The following is a 22,112-nucleotide window of genomic DNA, read 5'->3' on the forward strand; positions in this document are numbered from 1 at the left end:
GATGATCCCTCATGTCACATTGGCTTAGCGCGCCGCGTACTCGAGCATGCGGTCGAGCGTGAGCTTGGCCTGATCGGCGGCCTCGTCCGACACGCCAATCTGCACCTCGCCCTCGCCCGTCTCCAGGCAGTGCACGAGCTTTTCGAGCGTGATGAGATCCATGTTGACGCAGGTAGGCTGCACCGCGGGAAAATAGAACTTTTTGCCGGCGCCCTCGCAGCGGCGCTCGAGCTCGTAGAGCACACCGCGAACCGTCACGATGATGAACTCGCTCGCGTCCGACTCCTCGGCATATTTGATGATGCCGGCAGTGGAGCCGATGTAGTCGGCCTCGGCCAGGACGTCGGCCTTGCACTCGGGGTGCGCCAGCACGAGCGCGTCGGGATGCGCCTCCTGCGCGTCGACGATCTGCTCGACGGTGATGATGTGATGACGCGGGCAGTAGCCATTGTTGAGGATGACGTGCTTTTGCGGCACCTGCTCGGCTACGAAGCGGCCCAGGTTTTGATCGGGGATGAACAGGACATGCTGCTGCGGCAGCTCGGACACGATCTTGACGGCGTTGGAGCTGGTGACGCACACATCACTCCAGCTCTTGATCTCGACCGTCGAGTTGACGTAGCAGACCACGGCAAGGTCGTCGCCGTACTCGGCGCGCGCCGCGTCGACCGTCTCGCGCTTGACCATGTGCGCCATGGGACAGTCCGCACCCGGCTCGGGCAGCAGCACGGTCTTGGTGGGGTTGAGCAGCTTGGCGCTCTCGCCCATAAACTCCACGCCGCACAGCACGATAGTCTGCTGCGGCAGGCTTTTGCCAAGCTTTGCCAGGTAGAAGCTGTCGCCGACGTAATCGGCAACGGCTTGGACCTCGGGCGCCACATAGTAGTGCGCCAGAATCACCGCGTCACGTTGGGTTTTTAGTTGCTGAATGGCCTCGACGAGCTCTGCGGGCACCAGTGCCGCGCGCTCCGTTGCCGTCGTTGCCGATGCCAGGCCGGCCGCAATGTCGCGTGCAAGCTCCGATGCATCCATGTTCGCGCTCTGTGCCATCAAGGCCCCTCTCTTTTGGCGAATCTTGGGGCTTTAGTATGACACCTGACTTTACAGCTGACAAGACAGCTGTAAAGCCAGGTGTAAAGTTGAAATAAAGATTCAATCATGGGGCGGGTCCATTTTCGAACTGGCAAGCTGAGGATAGTTGAAAATGGACCCGCCCCAAGATTCGAGCAGCCCGTTTTGTCCTGGCCCGAGAGGCAGTGGTCAAAAAAGGCCAAATATGAGTACTGTCACCAAATTAGTAGCAGCGATTTTCCGGTCCAGATCAGCAAAATCGCCTTGTTTGGAGCCCGATCGTGACTCTGACGGACGAAAATCGATGCGCTTTTGGCCGCTGGCACCGATTTTGGAGGCCATTTGGCTGCCACTAAACTGGTAACAGTACTCATATTTGGCCTTTTTTGACCACCGGGCTTCCGGCAGACCCCAAAAGCGGGCCCGAATCGCTCGATCCGGGCCCGCTGGGGGTAGCGAGCACAATCGAGGTGTAAGAAGCAAGAGAGGGCCATCGCCTAGAATCGTCAGCGCCTAGATATTCAACGAGAGGAAAGACAATGGTCCGCAGCGACATGCTACCCCAGCCGGACCGGGGGCTCGGCCTCGACCGGCCCCAGACCGAGTCATTTCACCGACGAGTTCAAGAGGAAGATAGTCGATCTCCACAACGCCGGAAAGCCCAGGCGCGAGGCCATGGACGAGTGCGACCTCGACAAGAGCACCGTGGAGAGGCGGGTCAAGTCGATAAACGAGACCGGCTCGCCGCGCGCCGCCGACAACCGCACGCCCGAGTAGAACCGGATCCTGGAGCCCGAGCGCGAGAACCGCAGGCTCCGGATGGAGGTCAACGTCTTAAGACGAGCGGCGCCAGCATACGCTCGGAAGTCAGGGCCATGGCGGCCAACGGGGGGCCGCTGCCCCATATCGGCGCAGCGCTGGCATCGAGGCCTTCTGACCTGTGTCAAGATTTCGGACACGCATGCTCGAGAAATCAAGCGGCCATAGGCATGGCCTCGAGCTTGGGCTCGGTTCTCTCGAAGAAGGCCGCCATGGCCTCGGCCGGCACCTTGTAGCCGATCGTCGAGCGGGGCCTTCGGCGGTTGTAGTACGCCTCGATGAACTCGACCACCGCGTGCTTGGCGGAATCCCTGGTCGGGAAGCTGCGCCTGTAGTACATCTCGTTCTTCAGCGTGGCGAGGAACGACTCGGCCACCGCGTTGTCGTGGCAGTTGCCGGCGCGGCTGCAGGACAGCCGCACGTCGTTGTCGCGCGCCCATTCGGCCAGAAGCCTGCTGGTGTACTGGGCGCCGCGGTCGGCGTGGAATATCGCGTTGCCGGCCACGTAGCCGCGCGATTTGGCCGACGCCAGCGCCGAAACCACGATGTCGGCGGTCATGCGCTCGGAGAGCGACCAGCCCACCACCATGCGGGTGTTGAGGTCGATGACCGTCGACAGGTACAGCCATCCCTCGCCGGTGCGCAGGTAGGTGATGTCGCCCACGAGCTTGCAGGTTGGAACGGGACTGGTGAAGTCGCGGCGCACCAGGTCGGGCCGGGGCCTGGCCTTCGGGTCGGGGATGGTGGTGCGCTTCCTGGCGTTGGGCGTGCAGCCGCGTATTCCCAGCTCGCGCATCAGCTTGCGCACCCTGTACAGGGTCAATCCGGAGAACTCGCCGGGCAGGAAGCATTTCACGAACCGGAAGCCGAACCTGCGGTCCGACTCCAGCCACACGCGCCGGACCGCCTCGCGCTCGGCCGACCAGTCTTCTCGCGGGCAGCCGTTGGAGAGCCACGAGTAGAAGCCCGATCGGCTCACGCCGAGCACGCGGGCCATCATTTTCACCGGGAATTCGGCCTTCTCCGCCAACATCATCCGGTAGCATGCGGCTACGCCTGGCTTTTGGCGAAGAAGGCCGCGGCTTTTTTCAAGAAGGCGTTCTCCATCTCGAGCTCGCGTATGCGCCTTTTCGCCTCGCGAAGCTCGCGGTCCTCGGCCTTGGGGTCGGGCCCGCCGGCAAGCTCGCGCCGGCGGCTCTGCACCCACTTGTTCACGGTCTTGGAATTCAGGCCCAGTTCTGCGCAGCATTCCGTTATCGGCCTGCCCGTCGAGATGATGTAGTCGGCGGTCTCGCGCCTGAACTCGTCGGTGTACTTGGCGGCTGGGTTGGACATAGCATACCGTCCTCTCGGTCGTCGATGAATGCATTCTAAAGGATTGGGCCTCTAGCATGCGTGTCCGAAAAGACGATACAGGTCAGACAACCCAATCAGACGTCGTCTCGAGCACGTCCTCTGCACGGTCGAGCGTGCTTCTGGCCTTGGCACCCTGTTTGAACCACGAGCGCAGGTCCTCGAGCGTGCTGCCCGCTGCGTACACCTTGATTTTGCGACCGCCTTTCGTGGTCACCGTGCAACGGTCGCCGCTCTCGCTATCCTCGTGCGCCGTGACCTTCTTGAGATAATCGCGGCGGAACGCCACGACGCGGGCGTTGCTGATCTCGATGAACCAATCGTCGTCGACAAGCGAGGTGCCCGTGGCACCTCGGCTCGCCATCTCCTCGGCGAAGGAGAAACCGAGTTCGCGCTCCTGTCTGCCGATCTCGTAGATACCACGGGCGGGCATGCTGAGCATGAGCAGAGGCAGGAGTCCCCCTATGAACAGGAAGAGGCATGGGACGAGCAGGAGCAGACGAGCACCGGCGTCGGTGAAAACAGCCATGAAGGCGATCACGAGCGAGAAGACGAGCGCCATACCGTTGAAAACAATCGTCAACGGCTTGATGGCAGACCAACACAGACCCGCCTTGGTCATCGGGCCGTCAACAGCGTCCGAGACCTCGATGCCCTCTTCCTCCAGACGGGCGAGGAGGTTGAGCGAGCACACCCCCTCGAGGCTTATCGAGCAGAACTTCCGGTCGCCCTCGAACAGGTCGATCCTCATCATCTGCGTGTGAAGCGTTGCACGGGTGATGTTGCCAAACGTCGTCTCCTTGCGGATGCCGAAGGCGTTACGCGAGAGAATTCGCTCACCGTCCACGTCGATGCGCGGGATGCTCAGCAGGGCCCAGATGGCCATGCCCGCGAGCGCCATGGCGTGACCGAACCACACAAGTTCGTGGTCCCACTCGCCCAACGAGACGCCCTGCCAGACGTAGACACCCAGCATGAGCAGTTCGAACGCGACGGCGCAGCAGGCGATGATCGTGCGAATGGCAGCGGGCATGCGCACCGTGAAGCGATCGAGGCTGTCCGTCGCCTCACTGCGCTCGCGCGCGCCGCGACGGGCGACCCATGCAGTGAGCGGACCGACGATGAACACCACCATCGCCACGCGCAGGAACGATTCGAGTATGTCGCCCATATTAACCACCATCCCAATAGAAAACGTGAATTTGGGAGACTATAGCAGAGCGAAGCGATCTGCACGGCATCGTCCGGGTGTTTTCGGCATACGGTGGAAGCTGGTGGGGGTCGGCGCCGCAACCGGATGCGCATTCGGCCTTGCCAACGCCGTTGGCGGCGAGCTTTTCGCCCGACAGGCCTACCCGCTCGTCGTGCATCTGCCGCTTGTCGTCTACCTGTGCGTACGCTATCGCCTGAGTCCCCTGCTCGCCATCCTGGGCGTTACCAGTGCCTACCTGAGCTGCCAGTTTAGCAACTGGATGGGCATCGCCGCATTCGCCGTCACCGATTCGCAGGTCGCGTACTACGTGGCGCGCATCATCACCACGCTCGGCGTCTTTGCCGTCTTGTTGCATTGGGCAAGCGACATCGGCCCCCGCCTGGCGATCAAAAGCCCCACCGAGCTGGAGATTCTGCTCATCCTGCCGCTCGTCTACTACATCTTCGACTACGCCACCAACGTCTATACCACGCTCTTCCACTCGGGCTCGGTAGTAACCGTTGAGTTTTTGGCGTTCGCCCTCTGCGCGTTCTACCTTATGTTTCTTGCCGTCTACCTTCGCGAATACGAGGCAAAGGAAATCGCCGAGCGCGAGCGCTGGATGCTCGCGACCCGCGACAGCGCGGCCATCAAAGAGCTCGAAGCCTGGCGCCAGTCCGGACGCGAGCTCTCGGTTCTCCGTCACGACATGCGCCACTACCTGCGCGGTCTTGCGGCCCTGATCGAAGAGGGTCACACCGATGAGGCGCTCGAGCGCATCGACGCGCTCTGCGAGACCAACGACCGCACCGCTGTGCGCCGCTACTGCGCCAACGAAACGGTCAACATTGCGCTCTCGTCGCTTTCCGCGGACATCAACGCGCACGGCATCACCGCCGACCTGCGAGCCGCCGTGCCCGAAACCGTCCACGTGGGCGATGCCGATCTGTTCAGTGTGGTATCGAACGCCCTGGACAATGCCATCGCCGCGGCGAGCGCCGCCCCCGAAGGCAAGCGGTTTGTCGACCTGGACCTTCGCTACGAAGACGGTCAGCTTCTATTGCTGGTTTCCAACACGTTTGGCCGTGCGCCGCACATGGTCGACGGCATGCCCGTGGCTCAGCACACTGGGCACGGCTTTGGCACCAAGAGCATTAAACTTGCCGTCGAGCGCATGAACGGCAACTGCCAGTTCCGCATTAACGGCGACCGGTTTGAGCTGCGCGCCGTAATGTAGGAGCTGCCGCCAGCCTCGCTACAGCGGTGCAGCCGCCGGGGTCAGCTGCTTAATGTAGGCCCACATGCGCTGCTTGGCGGCCTTGTCGGTGAGCGCCGCCTCAAAACCGTCGAGCGCCAGCACGCGGCGCCCCTGCACATGGGCGACCAGGCCGGGCTTGAGCATGGCAGTGTCAAAGTCATCAATCGCCACAAGCATATCGGCATAGGTCTCGCGCATGACATCGGCCGCGCTGTTGTCCAGCAGCAGCACCGCCTCGGGGTCTAAGGTCTCCAGCGCCTCGCGGAACAGATCGCACGTCAGGGCCTCGCCCGCCGCGACCGCTCCGTCGCCCGCGCCGGCGACGCTTGCCAGCACGCAAAAATCCTCGGGGGCATATCCGATGGCGCCGAGCGCCTTGCGCAACGCGGCGCCATCCGGGCCGGCGGCAAGCTCGCCACCCGAACGCTCGGCCTCGTCCAAATCGCCTTTGACCAGTACGATCGGCGAGCACGCGTTGCCCACGATGCGCACGCCACGGACCGCAAGCGATGTTAGCTCCTGCTCGGCCGCCTGGGCGATGGCTTCTTTTTTCTGGCTTTGTGACGTGGACATGCGCTCTCCAATCGTTTGCGTGCCCACCATTATATAAAAGAGCTGCCCGCGAGTGGTTGCTTTGCGGGCGGCTGGGTATAAGCACGGTCGTACTGAGTTTTACGCGGCCGAGCCGCGTCGTATTATGGAGGTCACCATGGCTGACATTAAGCAGATTACCCCCGAGAACTTCGGCGCTGTCGTCAACGATAGCCTGCCCGTACTGGTTGATTTTTGGGCCCCGTGGTGCGGCCCCTGCCGCTCGCTCTCGCCCATCGTAGACGAGGTTGCCGACGAGCTGGCCGGCAAGTTGGCTGTGGCCAAGTGCAACGTCGACGACAACCAGGACCTGGCCATGAAGTTTGGCGTCATGAGCATCCCCACGCTGATCGTCTTTAAGAACGGCGAGGAGGTCGACCGCTCGGTCGGCGCCTTGCCCAAGGCAAGACTTCAGGCACTGCTGGAGAAACATCTGTAATACGCTTGTTACTTGTCTGCCGTCCATGAGCGGTTTCGCACCGCTCACCGGAGTGCCAAACGCAAGGCATGCGACCACGGATAGTATGGTAGACACAAACAGCCCCCAGTGAACGGGCGCGGGTCAGACGGACTCGCGCCCGTTTTCTTATGCGGCGGCGCCCAAGGCGGGCGTAGTAGAATCTGAACCACCATATCGCCCCGTACAAAAGGAGATTCCTATGCATGACGTCGGAATGAACATGAGCCAGCTTGCCATGAGCGTCAAGCAGGTCGACGACACCATTGAGCTCGCTCACGAGTGGAGCCATCAGCTGCTGCATGCGACCGAGAACTTTGATATGGAGCGCATTGGCGCCAAGCTCGAGGCCGCCATGTCTGCGCTGCACGAGGCGCACGATGCGCTCGAGGGCTACGAGGAGGCCATCGAGGCAGATCACAACTCCGTCGGCTCTGTGAAACTGGTGTAACGTGGCCGAGCACGAGCACGCGCACGATCACGGTGCGGACGACGATGCGAGCTGCCGCTACAGCGGCTCCAGCTCCGAGCTGGTCCGCTTTTCGGTCACCGCGCCCGACGACCTGCTGCGCCGCTTTGACGAGCAGATCGCGCGCCGTGGTGACGTGGCTAACCGATCCGAGGCCGTACGCGATCTGATTCGCGCCTCGATCGCCAAGGAACAGATGCGCACGCCCGACGAGCAGGTCATCGGTTCGCTCACCATGATCTATGACCACCATACCGGCGATCTGACGCGCCGTCTGGACGAGGTGCAGCACGACTACACCGACGAGATCGTCTCGACCATGCACGTGCATCTGGACCACCACAACTGCCTGGAGATTCTGGCGCTCAAGGGTCGCGGCGAGCGTGTCTACGAGCTGGCCGACCGGTTGCTGGGGCTGCGCGGCGTTAAGCACGGCGAGCTCACGTGCGCCGCCACCAAGCAGAGCCTGGGGCTGTAGCGGGATTTCCCACAGCGCACCTGCCATAAAGGGACAGGTTTCAACGAAGGAAGGTCGCATGCGACATGTGCATATCCATGTAACGGGCATTGTGCAGGGCGTCGGCATGCGGCCATTTGTGTATCGCGAGGCTATAGCGCATGGCATCTGCGGCTGGGTGCTCAATGCGGGCGATGGCGTGCACATCGAGGCGCATGCTTTGAGCGAGGCGCTCAACGAATTTGTCGCCGCGCTGTCGGAGCACGCGCCTGCCGCGGCCCACGTTGAGCATGTCGCTGTTGCAGACCTGGAGCCAGACGCTTGGGCTGCCGACGATGAGCAGGCCTTTCGTATCGTAGCGTCGCAGGATCAGACCGTGCACACGACGCTCATCTCCCCCGATATCGCCACCTGTGACGACTGCCTGCGCGAACTGTTCGACCCCGCCGACCGACGCTATCACTACCCCTTTATCAACTGCACCAACTGCGGGCCGCGCTTTACCATCATCCGGTCGCTGCCTTATGACCGAGCGGCCACGTCGATGGCTTGCTTTCCTATGTGCCCCGAGTGCGCCGCAGAGTATGGCGACCCGCTTGACCGGCGCTTTCATGCGCAGCCCGATGCCTGCTTTGACTGCGGGCCACATATTACCTGGCGCGAGGCGGCGGGCGACATGGAGCTCGAGGGTCTGGGGGCGATGCCGGCCGTCGGCAGCACGCGCGAAACCAGTGATGCCATTATTGACCGCTGTGTCGAGCTGCTGGCCAGCGGCGGTATTGTCGCCATCAAGGGGCTGGGCGGATTCCATCTGGCCTGCAACGCCGCCAATGAGCAGGCGGTGGTCGAGCTGCGCCTTCGCAAGCGCCGCAGCAACAAGCCGCTTGCCGTTATGGTGCGCAGCCTTGCCGATACTGAACGCCTGTGCCATGTCGATGATGCCGAGCGCGACTTGCTGGCCGGCAGCATCCGCCCCATTGTGCTGCTGCGCCGCCGTGCTGTTGGCGAGGGAGATTCCCCCGACGGCCTTACACTCGCGCCATCCGTCGCGCACGATCTACCCGAGCTCGGCGTCATGCTCCCCTATACACCGCTTCAGCATCTGCTGCTTGCAGCTGCCTCGTCGCATGGCATGCACGCGCTGGTCATGACCAGCGGAAACCTGAGCGAGGAACCTATCGAGACCAACGATGCCCTTGCATGGGAACATCTTGTTGCCGCCGGCATCGCCGACGCGCTACTTGGCAACGACCGTGCGATTCTCTCACGCTACGACGACTCCGTGGTACGTGTGGTCGACGGCACCGTCATGCCTGTGCGTCGCGCACGCGGATATGCGCCGCAACCGTTGTCGCTGCCGGCGCTCGACGGCACTGCACCCTGCGTGCTCGCCTGCGGGCCGCAGCAAAAAGCCACGATCGCGCTCACGCGCGAGGACGCCGACGGCCATGTGGCCTGTTTTGTGTCGCAGCATATCGGCGATGTCGAAAACGGCGCGACCTTCGATGCCTGGAGCGCCGCCCGCGCACGTCTAGAAAACCTCTTTGACCTGACGCCTGCCGCCCTGGCATGCGACATGCACCCCAGCTATCTGTCGAGCCAGTGGGCGCGTGAGCGGGCACGGGAGCACAGTCTGCCGCTAATCGAAATCCAGCATCATCATGCGCACATCGCGAGCGTAATGGCAGAGGCGATTGTCGCTGGCCGGATTGCGCCCGATGCGCGCGTCCTCGGTATTGCCTTCGATGGTACGGGTGCCGGCACCGACGGCACCATATGGGGCGGTGAGTTTCTTATCGCCGGCCTTGCCGATTTTGAACGCGCCGCGCACCTGCGCACCTGGGCGCTGCCAGGCGGAGCCGCATCCGTGCGCGATGCCCGGCGCAATGCCTTTGCCCTGCTGAGCGAGCTCGGCCTGCTCGAGCATCCGGGTGCCGCGGGGCTATTGGGCACCCTCGACGAGCAAACACGCAGCGTGACAGCCACCATGATCGAGCGTGGCATCAACAGCCCGCGTACCAGCAGCATGGGGCGTCTCTTTGATGCCGCGGCGGCGATTCTGGGCATCTGCGACAAGGCAACCTACGAGGGCGAACCCGCCATAGAACTCGAAGCCGCCGCCTGGCGCGCGCTTGACGGTAAGCCCGTTCGTCTCGACGGCAATCATACAGGCGTATTCACGTCTGCGGACGACTCCCCCATCTTGGACCCCCAACCGCTCATCGAAGCTCTTCTGAACGGAATCGAGGCAGGCGTGCCGGCCGACCGGCTCGCCCTCGGGTTTCACATCGCCATTACGCACGCTACGACCCACATCGCGTGCGAGATCTGCGATCGCGAAGGCCTCGATACCGTCGCGCTCTCGGGCGGTGTGTTCATGAACCGGCTTTTGCTTCAGCTCCTTACCCACGAACTCAAAGACGCCGGTCTTGCCGCCTTGGTCCCCCACGCTGTACCCGCCAACGACGGCTGCATCGTCTACGGTCAGGCCGCCATCGCTCGCGCTCGCCTCGCGCAGACGGCGTTGCGATAGGCTGTTTTGCCAGTCTGCGCGCCGCCGTCTCACAGGTGTAACGCGTTTGCCCGTGACTCCCGCGAGCGCTACCATCAACTGATGGGTAATTAGGCGCCTATCCAGCGCAAAACGTATAAAAGGGGAACATTATGTGCCTTGCCGTTCCCGGTAAAGTGGTCAAACGCGACGACGACCTTAAGGCGACCGTCGACATGATGGGCATCGAGCGCCCCGTTTCGCTGCGTCTCGTGCCGACGGCGCAGGTTGGCGACTATATTCTCGTACACGCCGGCTTTGGCATCCAGATCGTCGACGAGCAGGAAGCGCAAGAAACGCTCGAGCTCGTTAATGCCATGACCGAACTGGCCGAAGAAGACCAACTGGCCAGCAACCCGGCCGAGGCATACTAGTGGCGGCGGCGCAGCCGGTTCGCTCCGGTATCGACTTTTCGGCATTTCGCGACCCCAAGCTGGCCCGCGAGCTCATCGATCGTATTCATGAGCTTGTCGGCAACCGCAGCATCAACCTTATGGAAGTCTGCGGTACGCATACCGTGAGCATTGGCCGCTATGGCTTTCGCTCCATTATGCCGACGGGGCTCAAACTGCTGAGCGGTCCGGGTTGCCCCGTCTGTGTTACCGCCAACCGCGATATCGACCATGCAATCGCGCTCGCCAAGATGGACGGCGCCATCATCACCACCTTTGGCGACATGATGCGCGTGCCCGGATCGTCCACCTCGCTTGCCGCGCAAAAGGCGGCGGGGCGCGACATCCGCATCGTCTACTCTCCGCTCGACGCACTCGACATTGCCGAGCAAAATCCCGAACGCCCGGTCATCTTTATGGGCGTCGGCTTTGAGACCACAACGCCCACCATTGCCGCCGCTATCCTGGAGGCCGACGCGCGCGGGCTCCAGAACTTCTCGGTCTACTGTGCTCACAAGACCACGCCGCCGGCTCTGCGTGCGATCTCCAACGACCCCGAGACCGCCATCGACGGCTTTATCCTGCCTGGTCACGTCGCTACCATCACAGGCCTGGCACCCTTTGGGTTTTTGGTCGATGAGTTCGAGACCCCCGGCGTAGTCACCGGGTTTGAGCCGGTCGATATCTTGCAGGGCATCTGCATGCTGGTCCAGATGATTGTCGAGCACAGGCCCGCAATCGACAACGCCTACCGCCGTGGCGTCAATGCAGACGGCAATCCCGTAGCGCGCCAGCTGGTCGAGCAGGTGTTTGAGCCATGCGACACCACGTGGCGCGGGCTGGGGCCGATTGCGGCTTCGGGTCTTTCCATCCGACCCGAATTCGCGCGCTTTGATGCCGGCGCCCGCTTTGACGTGCCCGTTGAGGCGACGGTCGAGCCACGCGGGTGCCGCTGCGGCGACGTGCTTCGCGGAGCCATCACACCGAGCGACTGCCCGCTGTTCGGCCACGCATGTACGCCCGAACACCCCGTCGGCCCCTGCATGGTGAGCTCCGAAGGCAGCTGCGCGGCGTACTTTAGATACCGCGACTAGCCCGGACGCCCCCGCGTACCGGCACCACCCACGATTGGAGTTTTCGATATGTCCCGTACTGCCACCGATAGCACTGTCCTGTTGGGCCACGGCTCCGGCGGCCAGATGATGAAACGCATCATCGATGAGGTCTTTTTGGATGCCTTTGGGTCGCCCGAGCTGCTCGAGGGCAACGATGCCGGCGTCGCCGCGCTGCCCACGAGCGGGCGCATCGCCATGTCGACCGACAGCTTTGTAGTCTCGCCGCAGTTCTTCCCCGGGGGCAACATCGGCCGCCTCGCTGTATGTGGAACCGTCAACGACGTCGCGACCTCGGGCGCCAACGTACGCTACCTATCGTGCGGCTTTATCCTCGAAGAGGGCTATCCCATGGATAAGCTCCGCCAGATTGTGCAAACGATGGCCGAGACGGCGTACGAGGCGGGCGTGGCGATCATCACCGGCGACACCAAAGTGGTCGAGCGCGGCGGGGCCGACGGCGTCTACATCAATACCGCCGGCGTGGGCGAAGTGCCCGTGGGCGTAGCGCTCAGCGGCGCCAACTGCCAGCCCGGCGATGTCATTCTGGTATCGGGTACGCTGGGCGACCACGGTATCGCCATCATGAGCCAACGCGAGGGCTTGGCGTTTTCGAGCACCATCGAAAGCGATGCCGCGCCGCTCAACCACCTGATTGCCGATGTGCTTGCCGCAGCACCCGAAACACGCTGCTTCCGCGACCCCACGCGCGGCGGCCTGGCGTCCACGCTCAATGAGTTTGCCCAGGCCAGCGGCGTTGCCATGGAGGTCGACGAGGATGCCGTGCCTGTGCGCCCCGACGTGCAGGCAGCCTGCGAGATGCTCGGCTATGACGTGCTGCAGGTAGCAAACGAGGGCAAGATGGTTGCCGTGGTGCCGGCCGAGCAGGCCGATGCCGCGCTGGCAGCCATGCGCGCCGCGCGCTACGGCGAGAATGCCGCTATTATCGGTCGCGTGCTGCCACTTGCCGAGGGCGCCCGTCCCGCCGTGCGCGTACGCACCGGCTGGGGCTCGACCCGCATCCTCGACATGCTCGTGGGAGAACAACTGCCGAGGATTTGCTAACGACAAAGGCTCAGGGCTATTAAAGATATTCAGATTCCAAACATGCCCGGCACGCATGCCCAGTATCATGGGGTGCGTTTTACAACTCAAGCGGCAGGAGCACCCATGGCAGCAGCTTTTTCCCATGTGATCTTTGATCTGGATGGCACCATCCTCAACACGCTCGAGGACCTGGCGGCCGCCAGCAACCATACCTGCGAGACGCACGGCTGGCCCACGTTTGCCGTAGACGAGTACCGCTACAAGGTGGGAAACGGCATGCTCAAGCTGGTCGAGCGCTTTATGCCTGCCGAGTATGCGGGCGACGGCCGTATGTTTGAGCAGACGCTTGCCGAGTTTAGGGCCTATTACGGCGAGCACAAGGAGGACCACACCTCACCCTACGCCGGCACGATTGAGATGCTCGACCGTCTGCGCACAGCGGGCGTTCAGCTTGCCGTGCTCACCAACAAGGATCATATTTCGGCAGCCCCGCTTATCGAGAAATACTTTGGCCCCGATCGCTTTGCGCTGGTACAGGGCCGTGTGGGCGCATTTCCGCCCAAGCCCGAGGCACCCGTCACGTTGCATGTGATGAAAGAGCTGGGCGCCGATCCGGCAACCACGCTCTATGTGGGCGATTCGAATGTCGATGTTCTGACCGGCCACAACGCCGGCCTTAAGAGCGCGGGCGTCAGCTGGGGCTTCCGCGGCCGCGCAGAGCTGGAAGCCGCCGGCGCCGACTACGTGGTAGATACGCAGGACGAACTCGCCGAGCTAATCTTGGGCGAGTAGCGAGCGACACCGCTTAACGCAGCTGCGACAATTCTTCCACGCGGAAAGTGCATCCCGTTTTGGAGCAATATTCCGGGTCGCGGTTTCCGCAACCCGCCCCATCCGGAAACCGCGACCCGGAATTCGGCCAAAAACCGGGTCGCATTTTCCCGAGCATTTGATACGGCGTTGATACAAGGAGTGTCCCCAACTGCCGGCAGAAAAGGAACGTCCCCAAGTGCCGCCTCAATGACTACCATGGCAACGCCGCAGGTAGAGGACGGGCAGCGAGCGGGCACCAGTGCGAACAAATTGGCATGAAAAGAGGACGGTATAGACCTTCTGGTCATGCCGTCCTCTTTGAATGACAAGTTGTCGCTCTGGTGCCCGCGCAGCGTCGGGCAGTTACGGCGTTTGGTAAAACGCCGTAACGAACTACCGCGTAACTCCCCTAGCTCATCATCGCATTCATCATCTCGTTGGTTGCGGAATCGTCGGCAGACCACTCGCCGTCGTCATTGCAGGAATACTTGAAGGTGACCTTGGTGTCCTTGGTCTTAGCAGCCTTGGTCACATCGACCATAACCTGACCGGCCATCTTGTACAGCTCGTCATCGGAAGGCATCGAATCGAGCGCGGCGACCTTCTCCTGATACTGGGTGGCAAAATCCTCAACGATCTGGTTCATGGACTTGCAGGTAATGGTGACCTCGGCAGTTGCGGTGCCCTTGTCCTCGTCGACCGTCACGTCGCCGATCTTGTAGTCAAAGCCCTCGAGATAGCTCTTGGCGTACTCCTTGGGATCGATGCCCAGCTGCTCGAACTCGTCGCCCGAGGCCTCTTCCAGGCCGGCGAGGAAGTCGTCGCCACCGTTCTTGACCTCGTCAAACTGCGTCGTAAGATCCTCGGTGATGAGCTCCTCAACCGAAGGACCTCCGCAGCCGGAAAGCACAACCACGCACGCGACCAGAACAGCCATCAGGGGCGCAAGCAGCAGCTTCTTCTTCATGACATTCCTCCCAACAAGCGGCACCGCGCTTCCCGACGCGGTGCGCGTCGTAACAATAAGGCCATACTAGCCGATAACGAACACCCCCGGCAAAGCAAAGGCGCAGTCGGCTCGATTTAACGTCCGAACGGTTTACCGGTCCGCCCAACGCGCAATAAAACGTTCCGCCGCATTGCAATAAAAAAGGGCGGCCGGATAACCCGACCACCCCAAAACACCCTTATGTTGCCGCAGACTACTTGCGGACGACCTTGACGATGGCATCGCCAGCGGAGACAGCGGAGTCAGCCTCGACGGCGAGCTCGACGTCGGCGAACTCGGCGGTGTTGGACACAGCCACGACGACGCAGTCCTTGTAGCCGGCAGCGGCGATCTTGGCGCGGTCGATCTTGAGCATGGGCTGGCCAGCCTTAACGACGTCGTCGGCCTTGACGAAGCCCTCGAAGCCGTCGCCGTTCATGTTGACGGTATCGACGCCAACGTGCACCAGAACCTCGATGCCGCTATCGGACTGCAGGCCCACGGCGTGACCCATGGTGACGGTCACCTTGCCGTCGCAGGGAGCGTAGACCAGATCGTCCTCGGGCCACACGGCGCAGCCCTTGCCCAGAACCTCGCCACCAAAGACGGGATCGGGCACGTCGGCCATCTTGATGACCTTGCCCTTGACGGGCGAGCACAGCACGTCGGCGCCGGCAGAAGCAGAGATGGAGGCCGGAGCAGCGGCAGCCGCGGGCTCAGCCTTCTTCTTGAACATGTCAAACAGACCCATACGTTTTCTCCTCTTGATTCAGCGCAACGTTATGCGCATGCCTATGGTGATTATAGTGCCAAATGGCCAAAATACTAAGGCGAGGGCTCGAATCGCAAGCCCTTTCAAGCCCTTCCCAAAACCTTTTCCCCAGTGGTTCTCATATTGTCGATTAACCCTCGATAAGCCGAGTATCGTCTGCGCACGGAACGGGCAGAAGCGGGCGCGCCAAACCCGACACTTCTTTTCGCGCCCACGGACCGCCGCCGCCCCGTCCCTGACACTTCCTGATACCGACCGAAACGTGCCAAAATAAACCCGTTCCTTTTTGCCAGGTTTGGCAAGTGTGGGAGTTCGCATGGATATCAAACGCAAGATTACCGAGGCGCAGGGCCTCACCCCCACCGAGCAACAACTCGGCATTGCGGCCCTTGCCATCGGCGAGGACATCCGCGGGCTTTCTATTAAGGAATTTGCCGCGCGCACCAACGTTTCCGTTGCGAGCGTGCACCGTTTTTGCAAAAAGCTCGGCCTCGAGGGCTTCAAGGATCTCAAGGTCGAGCTTATTCGCTTGACAACTGAGGCGGGAAACCGTCGCGACGTGGACATCGACTTTCCCTTCGATGCTACGTCCACCCCCGCGCAGGTCATGGAGCGTATGGAAGGACTCTACCAGACTACGCTGGCCGAGACGCAGGAGCTGCTCGACCCCGCACAGCTCGACTACGCCGCCAAGCTCATCGCGAACGCCCGACAGGTCGATATTTTCACGGGCTCGCACAACCTCTATCCAGCAGGAATGTTCCGCGATCGCCTACTCTCCGACGGTAAAAGTGCGACGTGCCACGACAATGCCGAAGCCCAGGTGCGCACGGCGCTTGCCTCGGGCCCCGACCATGTGGCAATCGCTATCTCCTACAGCGGCCTTGCCCCCAACCTCAAGGACATCTTGCCGATCATCAGCAGTCGGCATGTCCCGGCCATCGTCATCGGCACGCCTCATTGCGCGCGTATTCACCCCGGCTTTGCCGCCTACCTCACGGTGAGCGACCACGAGAGCATGACGCACCGCATCACACAGTTCGCGTGCCACATCGCCGTGCAATACGTGCTCGATTCGCTCTACAGCAGCTACTTTGCCAAAGACTACGCCCGCTGCTCCGAGTTCCTGGAGCAATCGTTTCCCTACACCCGCCTGCCCGGGCTCAAGTAGCGACGAGCGTGGATTTTTGGACGCTTAACTAACGAGCGTGGACAATCTCCCACTTTGAGGCCGTCACCGAGCCAAAACCGGGAGATTATCCACGCTCATTTTGGGTCCCCTGGGAACGCATGAGGAGGGCGGATAGACAGCCGTTATTTGCGAGGCGTCAGCGACGTAAAGAGTCCGTGTTGGTTGCAGTAAAGAAATATTCTGCCGCGCCCGGTAATATGGAAGCGCGGCTGCACCGATTGCTCTGGATAGAGCTTCTTAAAGCAGATGCCGTCCATAGTCGCATATGCCACAAAGCTAATGTAGTGATCCTTGGTCATGGGATGATCGAGCGTGACGTACCAATCGTCCTCGATGCGCTCGATGGAAAAGGCATGGTCCGCGTCCGGCTCTTCGGCCTCCTGGGGAAACATCGTGGAGCCACAGCAGCTAAAGCTGCCTTCTCCGAGCGCGTGCACAACGTTTCCGCAGATAGGGCAAACGTAAAAGACGCCTTTGAGCATATTGCCTGCACGGTTGGCGTTAGCCCGAATGTCACCAGCCAAAAGCTCAGCCACGCTTATGCCGAGTCTCTGGGCCAAAGGCTCAACGAGGGAAATGTCAGGAAGGCCGCGGCCGGATTCCCACTTGCTGACGGCTTTATCGGTCACGCCAAGGCTTTCCGCCAGGGCGCGCTGGGTGAGGCCGCGCTCTTCGCGCAGCCGCTTGATGGCATGCGCTGCCAAAAAAGTATGGGAAGCATTGGTTTGCCGTGTCTGGTTCATGGGCTGTCCAATCAAGTTGAAGAAATGGAGTGAACCGGTTCGACAGTCAGTATCCATTTGAAGGCCAGGCTCGACAACCTACGCTGCGTAGACATGCGCCAATCGAACGAGCGCGGATTTTTGGACGCTCATCCTGAGTAGTCATTTAAGAACGCCCCAATGACTACTCATTTATGTCTGTCCCCAATGACTACCAAGGCAACGCCGATGTTTTGGCAACGACAGCGAAAACCCGCCAGAGCGAGCAAGGTGCCTTGAAACGAGGCGGCATTGATCTTTCGATCATGCCGCCGAAGTTGAAAGGCAGATTGCCGCTCTGGCGGGTTTGCAGCGTCGAGCCGTTACGCGGGTTGGTAAACCCGCGTAACTACTCCCGAGCTCCGTACTGCTCGTAGTAGGCATCGATGGCGGCCTTGAGCTCGTCATCGATGACGACCTTGCCGTCGATCTCGTGGTTGTAGAGGGTCTCGACGACCTCGGCCATGGAGACGATGCTCGCGACGGGGAAACCGTACTTGGCCTCGATCTCCTTCTGCGCGGTGGTCACGCCACCCTTGCCGACCTCCATGCGGTTGAGGGACACAATCAGGCCCTTGATCTCGACATCGGCAGCAGCCTTGACCTTGGGATACGTCTCGTCGATGGACTTGCCGCTGGTGGTGACGTCCTCGACCATAATCACGCGGTCGCCGTCCTGGGGCTCGTAGCCCAGCAGGTTGCCCTTGTCGGCGCCGTGGTCCTTGGCCTCCTTGCGATCGCAGCAGTACTTGACCTCCTTGCCGTACAGCTCGTGGTAGGCAATTGCGGTCACGACGGCCAGCGGAATACCCTTGTAGGCCGGTCCAAACAGCACGTCAAAGTCGTCGCCAAAGTTATCGTGGATGGCCTGCGCATAGTACTCGCCCAGGCGCTTGAGCTGGCTGCCCGTCACGTAAGCGCCGGCGTTCATAAAGAACGGGGACTGACGGCCGCTCTTGAGCGTAAAGCTGCCGAACTTAAGAACGTCGGACTCGACCATAAACTTGATGAACTCTTGCTTGTAAGCCTCCATGTGGGCTCCTCTCGTAATTGCGTACGTGCTTTCCAGTTTAGCGCAGGCGAAGCGTCGGTGCGGGCGCGCTTTGAGGCCACGGCGTTCTGTAAAGGCTTTGTCAGGGGCAATGGTTTTCCAAACATTGGGGTTGACACGACAAACCCCCTCATCAAGAATACGGACGGATTGTAACGGGTACGAGATACCCAAAGCGCGCCGCGCCCGGCCTTAAGGAGGTGTGCCATGGAAGGCAGTCATAGTCGAAAAACCTGCATGTCGCCCTCGGCACGCCGCGAGGATTCCGCACGCGCATAAGCGCCAACAGCCGATCGTCAAAACCACCACAAAGGTGCCTGTCCCCTTTGTGGCGGTTCGCGAGCTTGACGTGAGCGACATCTAGGTTTTTTGAAGCAAATACGACACGTACGCTAACTCCCTTCAACAAGGAGGACCCTATGCTGATGCTCAAAACCGCTACGGTACTCGAAGCCATCTCCAAGCGCCGCCGCACGGCGCGCGCCGCCGCTCATACCGGCATGTCCAAGAACACCATATTCGCCGCCACCCACGGCGCCGAGGATGCCCTCGTGCTGCTCGACGCCACCGCTGACGGCCTCACCGCCGAGCAGGCAACCGAGCGTCTGGACGTCTCCGGCCCCAACACCATCGAGGCACCGACCAAGACGCTCGCCCGCCGCATCGCCGACGCGTTCATCGACCCCTTCGCCGGCATCCTCGCCGCGCTCGCGCTGGTCTCGCTCTACATCGACGTGCTCGCCGTGCCCGAGCCCCAGCGCGACCCCTCCACGGTCATCGTTATCGGCATCATGCTGCTGGTATCGGGCGGCATGAAGTTTATCCAGGAGGCCCGCAGCGGCAATGCGGCCGAGGCCCTCAAGGACCTGGTCTCCAACACCTGCTGTGCCCTGCGCGACGGCGAGCGCATCGAGATTCCCTTCGACGAGCTCGTCCCCGGCGATGTGATCCGCCTCTCTGCCGGCGATATGGTGCCGGCCGACGCCCGCATCATCACCGCACGCGATCTGTTTGTGATCGAGTCCGCACTCACCGGCGAGAGCGAGGCCGTCGAGAAGAGCGCTGCCGCCGCGGTCGTCGAGGGTGCCGACAGCTCCGCGCTGCCGCTCTCTGCCTGCAAGAACATCGTCTTTACCGGCACCTCCGTGCAAAACGGCACCGCCATGGCGCTTGTCGTTGCCACCGGTTCTGACACCTACCTGGGCGGCATCGCCAAGATGCTCAACGGGCGCGGCGAGAAGAGCGCGTTTGACCGCGGCGTCTCGAGCGTCTCCATGCTGCTCGTGCGCCTCATGCTCGTTATGGCGCCGGCCGTCTTTGCCATCAACGCTGCCACCAAGGGCAACGTCATCGACGCGCTGCTGTTCGCCACGAGCGTGGCCGTGGGCATCACGCCGCAGATGCTCCCCGTCATCGTGACCACGAGCCTGTCGCAGGGCGCCAAGGACCTCGCCCGCCGCCAGGTTATCGTCAAGGAGCTGCCGGCGATCCAAAACCTCGGTGCCATGGATGTCCTGTGCTGTGACAAGACCGGCACCCTCACCGAAGACCGCATCGTGCTCGAGCGCTATCTCAACACTGACGGCAACGAGGACGCACGCGTGCTGCGCCATGCGTTTTTGAACAGCTTCTTCCAGACCGGCCTCAAAAACCTTATCGACCTGGCCGTCATCGACCGTGCCGACGTGACGCCCTCGACTGTCGCGCCCGACTCCACGCTGGGCCAGAGCCTGCGCGACCGCTATACCAAGGTCGACGAGGTGCCCTTCGATTTCTCACGCCGTCGCCTGAGCGTAGTCGTCGCCGACGCCCAGGGCAAAACCCAGATGGTTACCAAGGGAGCTGCCGAGGAAATGCTCGAGATTTGCTCCTTTGTCGAGGTTGACTGTGTCGCCCAGCCGCTCAGCGAAAATAAGCTCGCCCAGATTCGCAAGCAAGTCGCCGAACTCAATGCCGAGGGCCTGCGCGTGATCGCCGTGGCGCAAAAGACCAATCCGCGCTGCGTGGGTGAGTTTGGCATCGCCGACGAGTGCGACATGGTGCTGATGGGCTTTTTGGCCTTCCTCGATCCGCCCAAGGCAAGTGCCGCCGGCGCCGTCGCCACCCTCGAGGCCAAGGGCGTGGCGGTCAAGGTCTTAACCGGCGACAACGACCGCGTGGCCGCCACCGTCTGCGAGCAGATCGGCATCGACGCGAGTAACGTCTTGCTGGGCTCCGAGATCGATGCGCTCGACGATGCCGAGCTTGCCGAGCGCGCCGAGCACACCCACCTCTTCGCCAAGCTCTCGCCACTGCAGAAGGCGCGCCTGGTGCGCGTCATGCGCGAGCTGCTCGACCACACTGTGGGCTTTATGGGCGACGGCATCAACGACGCCGCCGCCATGCGTGCGAGCGACTGCGGCATCTCGGTCGATTCGGCCGTCGACATCGCCAAGGAATCCGCCGACATCATCTTGCTCCAGAAAGACCTGGGCGTGCTCGAGCGCGGCATCATCGAAGGCCGCCGCACCTACGGCAACCTGCTCAAGTACCTCAAGACCACGGTGAGCTCCAACTTTGGCAACGTGCTATCCGTGACCGTCGCGAGCCTGTTCTTGCCATTCTTGCCCATGAGCGCTCTGCAGTTGGTGCTGCTGTCGCTGGTCTACGAGATCGTGTGCATCGCGCTGCCGTGGGACACCGTCGACAACGCCTGGGCTGCCCGCCCGCGCGCTTGGGACGCTGCGTCCATCAAGGGCTTTATGCTCGAGCTGGGCCCCGTAAGCTCGCTGTTTGATATCGTGACTTTCGCCGCGCTCTTCTTTGTGGTGTGCCCCGCCGCCGTGGGCGCAAGCTGGGCAGAGCTTGCCGCTATAGGCGACGTCGCAGGCATGGCGGCCTTTACGGCGCTCTTCCAGAGCGGTTGGTTTGTCGAGTCCATGTGGTCGCAGACGCTCGTGGTCCACATGCTGCGCTCCCCGCGCCTGCCACGCCCGCGCGACCACGCCGCGCCCGCGCTGTGCCTCCTCACCGTGCTGGGCCTGGTGCTCGTCACCTGGCTACCGGCAAGCCCCATCGCCGATGCACTGGGCCTCACGCCGCTGCCGACGAGCTTCTTCGCGCTGCTCATCGGCATCGTCGCCGCCTACATCGCACTCACTCAGCTGGCCAAGCGCCACTACATCGCCCGCCACGGCGAGCTGCTGTAGCAAGCAGACGGAAAACACCCTGCCAGTTGCCGTTGCCTCTGCCGCCACCGATGCCGCTGCCTCTGCCGCTGTCGCAGTCTATCCCCTCAGCAGTTGCGGTGAAATAGTTCCCGCTTAAAGCCCCGTGACTTTAATTTAGGGACTATTCCACCGCAACTTATTGGGGGATTAGCTAGTCCTTGGGTGTCCAGGACCAGAAGAAGTTGATAAGGGCCACACGCGAGGCGGTGTCGGTCTTTTTGTTGATCAAGGAAATGTGGCGGTGGAGCGCGAGAGGAAAAGCGTTGTGGCGATGTCCTGGACGCTCTGGTCCGAAACGACCAAGACCTCAAGAATATCGCGCTCGCGCTTTGTAAGCCCAAAGGTGACGACGAAGGCATCGAAGCGTTCATCGGACGTGGGCCCCGCGGCCTCCACCACTCATTTAAGCACCACTCATTTAAGTACGTCCCCAATGAGCGCCCAATGACTACCCGCGGCAAGGAGTGTCCCTATGTGCCGGATGAAAAATGGGCCATGTGTCCCAGTTGTGGAGACTGGGACTGCGGACGATTTCTTGGACCGCTACGCGGCCCTTC

General features: G+C 61.9%; 20 protein-coding genes and 1 pseudogene. 11 read left to right on the plus strand and 10 right to left on the minus strand.

Annotated features, from left to right (window positions below; genetic code table 11):
- Positions 1–24: 24 nt before the first annotated feature.
- The 4 genes and pseudogenes from nadA to DW151_RS07830 all read right to left on the minus strand — a co-directional run bounded on the left by nadA (position 25) and on the right by DW151_RS07830 (position 4,414).
- On the minus strand, positions 25–1,050 hold the full coding sequence (gene nadA / locus DW151_RS07815; protein ID WP_118335251.1) for a quinolinate synthase NadA: 1,026 nt from the start codon (positions 1,048–1,050) through the stop codon (positions 25–27).
- 994 nt (positions 1,051–2,044) lie between these two features.
- Complete coding sequence (locus DW151_RS07825) at positions 2,045–3,097, minus strand: IS3 family transposase (RefSeq protein WP_158551670.1); 1,053 nt, start codon at positions 3,095–3,097, stop codon at positions 2,045–2,047.
- Positions 2,998–3,225: pseudogene (locus tag DW151_RS10770) on the minus strand (transposase); the annotation flags it as partial. The gene DW151_RS07825 and the pseudogene DW151_RS10770, both read right to left, overlap by 100 nt.
- Positions 3,226–3,307: 82 nt before the next feature.
- Positions 3,308–4,414, minus strand: a complete 1,107-nt coding sequence (locus DW151_RS07830) for a hypothetical protein (RefSeq protein WP_233503821.1) — start codon at positions 4,412–4,414, stop codon at positions 3,308–3,310.
- Positions 4,415–4,517: 103 nt separating this feature from the next.
- Between DW151_RS07830 and DW151_RS07835 the strand changes: the two genes are divergently transcribed.
- Positions 4,518–5,672 carry a sensor histidine kinase gene (locus tag DW151_RS07835; RefSeq protein WP_158571679.1) on the plus strand — a complete coding sequence of 385 codons (1,155 nt, stop codon included), beginning with the start codon at positions 4,518–4,520 and terminating at the stop codon, positions 5,670–5,672.
- An 18-nt stretch (positions 5,673–5,690) separates the two neighbouring features.
- On the opposite strand, the gene DW151_RS07840 is transcribed toward DW151_RS07835, so the two are convergent.
- Positions 5,691–6,266 carry a hypothetical protein gene (locus DW151_RS07840; RefSeq protein WP_118335253.1) on the minus strand — a complete coding sequence of 192 codons (576 nt, stop codon included), beginning with the start codon at positions 6,264–6,266 and terminating at the stop codon, positions 5,691–5,693.
- Positions 6,267–6,402: 136 nt separating this feature from the next.
- On the opposite strand from DW151_RS07840, the gene trxA reads away from it, so the two are divergent.
- The 8 genes from trxA to DW151_RS07880 all read left to right on the plus strand — a co-directional run bounded on the left by trxA (position 6,403) and on the right by DW151_RS07880 (position 13,561).
- Positions 6,403–6,723 (plus strand): thioredoxin, encoded by a 321-nt coding sequence (trxA, locus tag DW151_RS07845; protein WP_117629728.1) that lies wholly within the window; start codon positions 6,403–6,405, stop codon positions 6,721–6,723.
- A 220-nt stretch (positions 6,724–6,943) separates the two neighbouring features.
- Entirely contained in the window at positions 6,944–7,192 is a 249-nt protein-coding gene (locus tag DW151_RS07850; protein ID WP_117564540.1) for a hypothetical protein, read from the plus strand.
- Between the two features lies 1 nt (position 7,193).
- Positions 7,194–7,688 carry a nickel-responsive transcriptional regulator NikR gene (gene nikR, locus DW151_RS07855; protein WP_117634502.1) on the plus strand — a complete coding sequence of 165 codons (495 nt, stop codon included), beginning with the start codon at positions 7,194–7,196 and terminating at the stop codon, positions 7,686–7,688.
- 58 nt (positions 7,689–7,746) lie between these two features.
- Complete coding sequence (gene hypF / locus DW151_RS07860) at positions 7,747–10,200, plus strand: carbamoyltransferase HypF (protein ID WP_118335255.1); 2,454 nt, start codon at positions 7,747–7,749, stop codon at positions 10,198–10,200.
- A 131-nt stretch (positions 10,201–10,331) separates the two neighbouring features.
- Positions 10,332–10,592, plus strand: coding sequence for a HypC/HybG/HupF family hydrogenase formation chaperone (locus tag DW151_RS07865; protein ID WP_022094793.1), 261 nt, complete (start codon positions 10,332–10,334; stop codon positions 10,590–10,592).
- Positions 10,592–11,704, plus strand: a complete 1,113-nt coding sequence (gene hypD / locus DW151_RS07870; protein ID WP_118335257.1) for a hydrogenase formation protein HypD — start codon at positions 10,592–10,594, stop codon at positions 11,702–11,704. Before DW151_RS07865 ends, hypD begins: the two co-directional genes overlap by 1 nt.
- Positions 11,705–11,752: 48 nt before the next feature.
- Complete coding sequence (gene hypE / locus DW151_RS07875) at positions 11,753–12,787, plus strand: hydrogenase expression/formation protein HypE (RefSeq protein ID WP_118335259.1); 1,035 nt, start codon at positions 11,753–11,755, stop codon at positions 12,785–12,787.
- Between the two features lie 105 nt (positions 12,788–12,892).
- Positions 12,893–13,561 carry an HAD family hydrolase gene (locus DW151_RS07880; protein ID WP_118335261.1) on the plus strand — a complete coding sequence of 223 codons (669 nt, stop codon included), beginning with the start codon at positions 12,893–12,895 and terminating at the stop codon, positions 13,559–13,561.
- 430 nt (positions 13,562–13,991) lie between these two features.
- Here the strand turns inward: DW151_RS07880 and DW151_RS07885 are convergent, their stop codons facing one another.
- Both DW151_RS07885 and DW151_RS07890 read right to left on the minus strand, forming a co-directional pair.
- Entirely contained in the window at positions 13,992–14,549 is a 558-nt protein-coding gene (locus DW151_RS07885) for a hypothetical protein (RefSeq protein WP_117634513.1), read from the minus strand.
- Between the two features lie 235 nt (positions 14,550–14,784).
- A complete protein-coding gene (locus DW151_RS07890; protein ID WP_117629667.1) occupies positions 14,785–15,321 on the minus strand; it encodes a PTS glucose transporter subunit IIA in 537 nt (178 codons plus the stop codon).
- Between the two features lie 337 nt (positions 15,322–15,658).
- Between DW151_RS07890 and DW151_RS07895 the strand changes: the two genes are divergently transcribed.
- Positions 15,659–16,513, plus strand: a complete 855-nt coding sequence (locus tag DW151_RS07895; protein ID WP_118335263.1) for a MurR/RpiR family transcriptional regulator — start codon at positions 15,659–15,661, stop codon at positions 16,511–16,513.
- 143 nt (positions 16,514–16,656) lie between these two features.
- Here the strand turns inward: DW151_RS07895 and DW151_RS07900 are convergent, their stop codons facing one another.
- On the minus strand, positions 16,657–17,277 hold the full coding sequence (locus tag DW151_RS07900; RefSeq protein WP_118335265.1) for a helix-turn-helix domain-containing protein: 621 nt from the start codon (positions 17,275–17,277) through the stop codon (positions 16,657–16,659).
- Between the two features lie 367 nt (positions 17,278–17,644).
- Complete coding sequence (pyrE, locus tag DW151_RS07905; protein ID WP_118335267.1) at positions 17,645–18,328, minus strand: orotate phosphoribosyltransferase; 684 nt, start codon at positions 18,326–18,328, stop codon at positions 17,645–17,647.
- A 437-nt stretch (positions 18,329–18,765) separates the two neighbouring features.
- Between pyrE and mgtA the strand changes: the two genes are divergently transcribed.
- Complete coding sequence (gene mgtA / locus DW151_RS07910; RefSeq protein ID WP_118335269.1) at positions 18,766–21,534, plus strand: magnesium-translocating P-type ATPase; 2,769 nt, start codon at positions 18,766–18,768, stop codon at positions 21,532–21,534.
- Between the two features lie 246 nt (positions 21,535–21,780).
- Here the strand turns inward: mgtA and DW151_RS07915 are convergent, their stop codons facing one another.
- Complete coding sequence (locus DW151_RS07915) at positions 21,781–21,954, minus strand: LuxR C-terminal-related transcriptional regulator (protein ID WP_118335271.1); 174 nt, start codon at positions 21,952–21,954, stop codon at positions 21,781–21,783.
- Between the last annotated feature and the right edge of the window lie 158 nt (positions 21,955–22,112).

It is taken from the genome of Collinsella sp. AM13-34, assembly GCF_003473055.1.
Taxonomy (GTDB): Bacteria; Actinomycetota; Coriobacteriia; order Coriobacteriales; family Coriobacteriaceae; genus Collinsella.